This window comes from Gemmatimonadota bacterium (assembly GCA_026706845.1).
GTDB lineage: Bacteria > Latescibacterota > UBA2968 > UBA2968 > UBA2968 > VXRD01.
Map to the genome: position 1 here is coordinate 1 of JAPOXY010000248.1, position 5,104 is coordinate 5,104.

At 52.1% G+C, this 5,104-nt stretch carries 6 protein-coding genes; all 6 read right to left on the bottom strand.

All coding sequences use genetic code 11. The features are described 5' to 3' along the window. Positions 1-36: 36 nt before the first annotated feature. Positions 37-2,547: a hypothetical protein gene (locus OXG87_22000; protein ID MCY3872229.1), complete on the bottom strand. Its 2,511-nt coding sequence runs from the start codon at positions 2,545-2,547 to the stop codon at positions 37-39. Positions 2,548-2,549: 2 nt separating this feature from the next. After that, on the bottom strand, positions 2,550-2,930 hold the full coding sequence (locus tag OXG87_22005; GenBank protein ID MCY3872230.1) for a hypothetical protein: 381 nt from the start codon (positions 2,928-2,930) through the stop codon (positions 2,550-2,552). A 3-nt stretch (positions 2,931-2,933) separates the two neighbouring features. Further along, positions 2,934-3,560 (bottom strand): cytochrome b/b6 domain-containing protein, encoded by a 627-nt coding sequence (locus OXG87_22010; protein MCY3872231.1) that lies wholly within the window; start codon positions 3,558-3,560, stop codon positions 2,934-2,936. Next, positions 3,557-3,712: a hypothetical protein gene (locus tag OXG87_22015; protein ID MCY3872232.1), complete on the bottom strand. Its 156-nt coding sequence runs from the start codon at positions 3,710-3,712 to the stop codon at positions 3,557-3,559. The genes OXG87_22010 and OXG87_22015 overlap by 4 nt, the downstream gene beginning before the upstream one ends. Continuing rightward, the gene (locus OXG87_22020; GenBank protein ID MCY3872233.1) at positions 3,712-4,701 is read right to left on the bottom strand and encodes a xanthine dehydrogenase family protein subunit M; all 990 of its coding nucleotides are present in this window, start codon (positions 4,699-4,701) and stop codon (positions 3,712-3,714) included. Before OXG87_22020 ends, OXG87_22015 begins: the two co-directional genes overlap by 1 nt. Before the next feature lie 15 nt (positions 4,702-4,716). After that, on the bottom strand, positions 4,717-5,104 hold a 388-nt coding region (locus OXG87_22025; protein MCY3872234.1), incomplete at its 5' end, for a molybdopterin-dependent oxidoreductase.

Here is a 5,104-nt window from a genome sequence, read left to right on the forward strand (position 1 = left end):
TCATATCACGACCTTTATGTGCTATAGAGATATCTGTTACTCCATTACGGCTGAGTGCATGGTGAGGATCTCTTCTCCTCGGGTATTCACGTCAAACCCGTATCGCTCTTTCTCAACTCCAATCTCGAACCCATTCCCGTCCTGTACCACTCGCGCATTTGCCTGGTGCTCCGCAAAAGCAAAAACCAGAATATCTCCGAGGGTTGATAGCTGCACTCGTGTGTTCGCATCTCGCGCTCCTGGAACAAAACTCATCAAACTTCCCGCCGCCAGCCCAGAGGGCGCGAAAGGTACCTCTTCCGTCTCGAAACAGGCATCCCCCCCGTAAAGGAGCAACGCATCAATCGAGCGCCCACCCGCACCGAAACGCGCCTGTTTTTCCCGGATCCGTCTCAAATCTACCGGGTTTAACTTCCAGCCCAGCGCGCCGCTTCCGGTCTCCGGACCCAGGTCCGTCTCAAAATCCAACAGCAACCGCCTGCGCCCCGGGCATTTCAGATCTACCCTGCCAAGGTCGCATTTCACCCCCGTCCCAGGCATCTGCACTGCGCCCCCAAACGCCAGCACCGTATTCGACTTGATGTAAAACGTCCTCGGTTCCGCACGCGACTGCAGATTCTGCGAATCCAGTCCCAGTTCACCAAAAATCGCGCGGTCATCGCACCTGTTCCTGTACCCGTCCACCTCGATTTCAATAAACGGATTGTCTCTTGGCCGATTGAATCCGCCCCATCGAATAACCGCATCATGCCACCTGTTGGGTTCAATTTTCACCGATGAGACGACCTTCACCGACGTGTTCCGCTGGCTCTGTACAACAAATGTCAGTGCGTCCCCGTCCATTATTGCCAGCGAATAATTATTGACCCGGCTCCCCATGACTCTTCCCACGCCTATTCCCGTATTAAATAAAACCTCTGGTCCTTCTTTTCTACTCTCGCCGTTCAACCGGAAACGCATCCGCAATTCACCTGCCCTGGGATTAAAATAAGGCTCTCTCTCGTACTGCAAGTAATCGCGGCCGTTCAATCGCACGAACCCCTCCCCCCCATCTCGCATCACGCTTACACTGCGTCTCCGGCGTCTCAATGCCGTCACAAGGATTGGAAAAGTCCCTTTCAACAGCCAGTATTCATGATCCGTTCGAATGGACCGCACGCGCAACCGTTCGAACCGCGCTGCTGTATCCAGCCGCCGCAGAAACGCCACGATCTCGTTTTGCCCACCCGTGAAAGGAAGATTTCCACAGGCCACCGGCTGGGCCTCCTCCGCGGAAATCGTCTTTAAAATCGGATATCCGCCCCATTGCACGTGTAAATTCATAAACCCATGTGCGCTCCCGCCTTTGTATCCCGACACACAGCAGACCACGGCGTCCCTGTCCCATCCGCTGCGCAGCAATCCGGTCTCCCCGTAGTGCATTCGGGTAAATTTCTTTGAAAGCGGCAATACAATCTTGCGACTCGACTCCTGGAACTCAGGATCATAATAACAATAAGCGTACGGAGCGTATGCGATCATACACTCCGCCGTTGTACCCTTCACGCCCATCCCAAACCGGTAGAGCCGTCCCAGCCTCGGATCGCCAAGTGCTACGTCCCGCATCTCGGCATCTCCAGCTTCCTGCGCCAGCCGAAGCAGGGTCACCGAACACGCATCTATCTGGCTGCCCAAAATCACATTTGAATTTTCCGGGTAATACAGCCTGTCTTCGATCACCTTCGGCGGTGCCAGATGATACCGAAACCACGTCAAAGGCCGCTCCAGTCGTTTTGGAAAAGCCTTATACAGATCCTCTCCCGTCACGTTGCGTAGCGCATCGGCGAAGTGAAGCATCCACAAATTCTCCCACGGCCAGAACGCAGGCCCGTCGCCCGGTGCGCCGTCTCTTCCGCAGCCATAGGGCATCACCCCGCTGCGAAACCGATCGATCACGGCCGACACCCAGGCTTCCGCATCGGGATGTTTTCCCAACAAGTACAAAGCCGCCACGCCAAAATGCCCGTTATCGACCACAGCGTGGTGTCGTCCATCCGATGAGTATCTGTCTCGCTCCACATCCGGCCACCAGCGTTTCATCATCCGAACCAGACACGCGGTCGCCTGTTTTTTTTCCACATCGGGCAACGCCTTGTCGAGCAGATCCAGCGCCAGTGCAAACGCCTGCATATACCGGTTGGCCGTATAAAAATGTTCTTCTACCCGGTCACTATGCTCCCATTCCCCCGCCGCGCACAACCAATCTCTCGCCCGTTTTAACCAGCGCGGATCTCCCGTCAGGCGCCAGGCGAATGCATAATGCTCTATCAGTGCGGTTGCGTACATCCCCGTATAGAATGTCAGGTATAGCTGGTGGTATGGGTGCGGGCTGTGAGGCCGTTCGGGAATTCGTTTCCACGGCCGCTGAAAATAAAAAATCTCGCAATCTGCGAGAATATTCTTAAGGATTCGTTTTCGCGCCTCATCCTTCGGCGGCTCGAATCTGTAATCTGGATCATCGGCGGGATGATATAGCCGGGGATGATCCTCACGTAGAACCTGAACCATAATTATTTCAAAGCCTCGTCAATCAAAAACAGATCGGTCAGCAGTGCACGCAAATGAATAGAAGCATTTAAGTTGTCGATCAACTGAGAACTGATGGCGGACTTGCCCAGCACGAGGTTAATGCCCGCCTGTGCTCTTTTCGCATCGGCAGTCATCTCGTCCAAAAAATCTCGATAATCCGCAAGTCCCCTTTCTCTCGCGATAAGCGCTGCGGATTTTCCCAGATTGTCGAGCGCATTATTCATCTCTTTTAGCGCGTGTCGAATCTGAGCGTCTGGCGCGTCATCTCCTTCTATACCCTGTGCGGCATAAGCCAGCATCAATTCATAACCCGATTCAATCGCTTCAATATGTTGCGCCCACTCTGAGAAAACATCTGCCATGTGTTATGCGCCTTTTCTTTTTACATCCCACTTCTCTGGATCGTGATGTGCGCGATATTCCTCGTCTGTAATCCACCCTTTAATCATTGATCGCGTATAAAAAAGTTTCTCTGGCCGTATCGCAAAATAAACATGCATCATAATCAGCGGAATAAAACACAGACCCGAAAAATCGTGCAAAACATAAATAATACCCCAGATTTCACCTGAAAAAACATAAGGATCGCGCGTCCAGAAAGGCGAATCAATTTTAAACAACATCAAAATACCCGTCACACAGGCAACCAGACTCATAATCGCCACAATATGGTGATAAATCTTTTGCATCAGCCAGTATTTGCCGGGCGATACTTTCAAAGCCTTGATCGAACCCGACAGCGAGGAAAGAACATCTGCAAATTCTCCTCTTGCGATCCACATAGACCGCCAGTCTTGCCGGGTCAGGGCGTAAATAATGTGAAACAAAACAGAAGCAGTAAAAATCACCCCGGAAACCCAGTGCAGCGTCACCCACGCAAACTTGATCCCCAAAATCGGCAAGAAACCAGTCAATAACAGGGCAATCATACACGCTGCCATCAACCAGTGATTGATTCGGGTAGCGAGAGTATGTCTCAGCAGAGCATTCATTGACCGTTTTTTTTCACCAAAAAGTGCATATAACCCGCATGCAAAACAATAAACACAACGCCAGCACCTGCAAAATACCCGATCAGGTCCCACGAAAGACCTTCTAAAACCCGCTGTCCCCAGGCATCGCTGGTATATCGAAAAATATCCATCAACTTTCTCGTATTGCCCGTTTGACCAGACTTTCCATCAGGGGAATCTTAAACCCATTGTAATTCAGCGGCGTGGCGCCCCGGCTTGCCGCACTCGCAGCGAGATCGGCAGACGCGCCATTTTGGGGACTGCCCTTGGTCACCTCTTCCACAACCGTCAAGCGTAGCGGCACACACGCAACACCACCACAGGCCAGGCGGATATCGGCAATCGCGTCGTTCTCTACCTTCATCGCAGAGGCAATATTGACCAGCGCGAAATCCCAGGTATTCCTTTCGGCCACCTTTTCAAAATAAAAACGCGCACCTGCCCAGGTGTTGGGAATCACAATCGACTTGAGCAAATCACCCGGTTGCAAAATCGTCATGTGCATAATATCCACATCTGGACCAATAAAAAAGTTCTCTGCCAGCACCTCTTTTTCTCCATCGCCATTTACAACCACCATACGCGCATCGAGGGCAACAAGTGCGGGTGCAGTATCTGAAGGAGACACGGCAATACACCGATCCGCCCCAAAAAGACAATGTTCGCGGTCGATTCCCTCGGGCGTATCCGCATAACATGTATTCCCGCCCGCGCGATAACAATCCAGCCCATATCGATAATACCAGCACCGCGTATCCTGACAGACATTGCCCCCAATCGTTCCCACATTGCGAATTTGCGGACTGGCGACATGCCGCGCAGCATCGGCCAGCACGCCGTATTTTTCTTTGATCAGCGAACTTGTCTCAATCTCTGTCAGCGTGGTCAACGCGCCAATCTCAATCCCATCGGCTGTTTCTCGAATCCCATGCAAATCATCAATACCGTTAATATCGATAACTGCTCGGGGCTTCTTGGCGCGGTCCTTAAACCAGTCAAAACTATCCTGACCACCTGCCAGAACCCAACCGTCATCGCCATAGCGATCCATTAAATTCAGTGCGTGGTCTATCGTCGTGGGCTGATACAATTCAAAATTAGCCATCATATCTTTGAGCATATCATTTCCCCTTTCTCATACCGTATTCACCTGCAGTGCCTTATACGACTGTTCGCGTCCTGCGGCTACATTGACAATATGATCGGTCGTCACGGGCATCCGATTAAAATAATGCCCGCCCAGCGCATCTGAAATCGCGCACAAAAGCGCGGCAGCGGCACAACCCTGCACAGGCTCACCTATCCCCTTAGCACCAACTGGATTTTGGGGATCGGCGATATCGACCACCTCGGTTTTCATTTCAGACGGAACATCGAGATAAGATGGCGGCTTGCACTGATAGAGCCCCATATTTGCTGGAAGGCCGTTTTGCGGATCATATACGTACCGCTCCAGCGCAGCCAGGCCAAAACCCATAACTGCACCGCCTTTGATCTGCGTCTCCAATCCCTGTGGATGTAGC

Excerpts from the sequence above, each read along its gene's own strand:
- OXG87_22015 (MCY3872232.1), bottom strand. The coding sequence starts at position 3,712 with ATGGATATTTTTCGATATACCAGCGATGCCTGGGGACAGCGGGTTTTA.
- OXG87_22000 (MCY3872229.1), bottom strand. The coding sequence starts at position 2,547 with ATGGTTCAGGTTCTACGTGAGGATCATCCCCGGCTATATCATCCCGCC.
- OXG87_22010 (MCY3872231.1), bottom strand. The coding sequence starts at position 3,560 with ATGAATGCTCTGCTGAGACATACTCTCGCTACCCGAATCAATCACTGG.
- OXG87_22020 (MCY3872233.1), bottom strand. The coding sequence starts at position 4,701 with ATGCTCAAAGATATGATGGCTAATTTTGAATTGTATCAGCCCACGACG.
- OXG87_22005 (MCY3872230.1), bottom strand. The coding sequence starts at position 2,930 with ATGGCAGATGTTTTCTCAGAGTGGGCGCAACATATTGAAGCGATTGAA.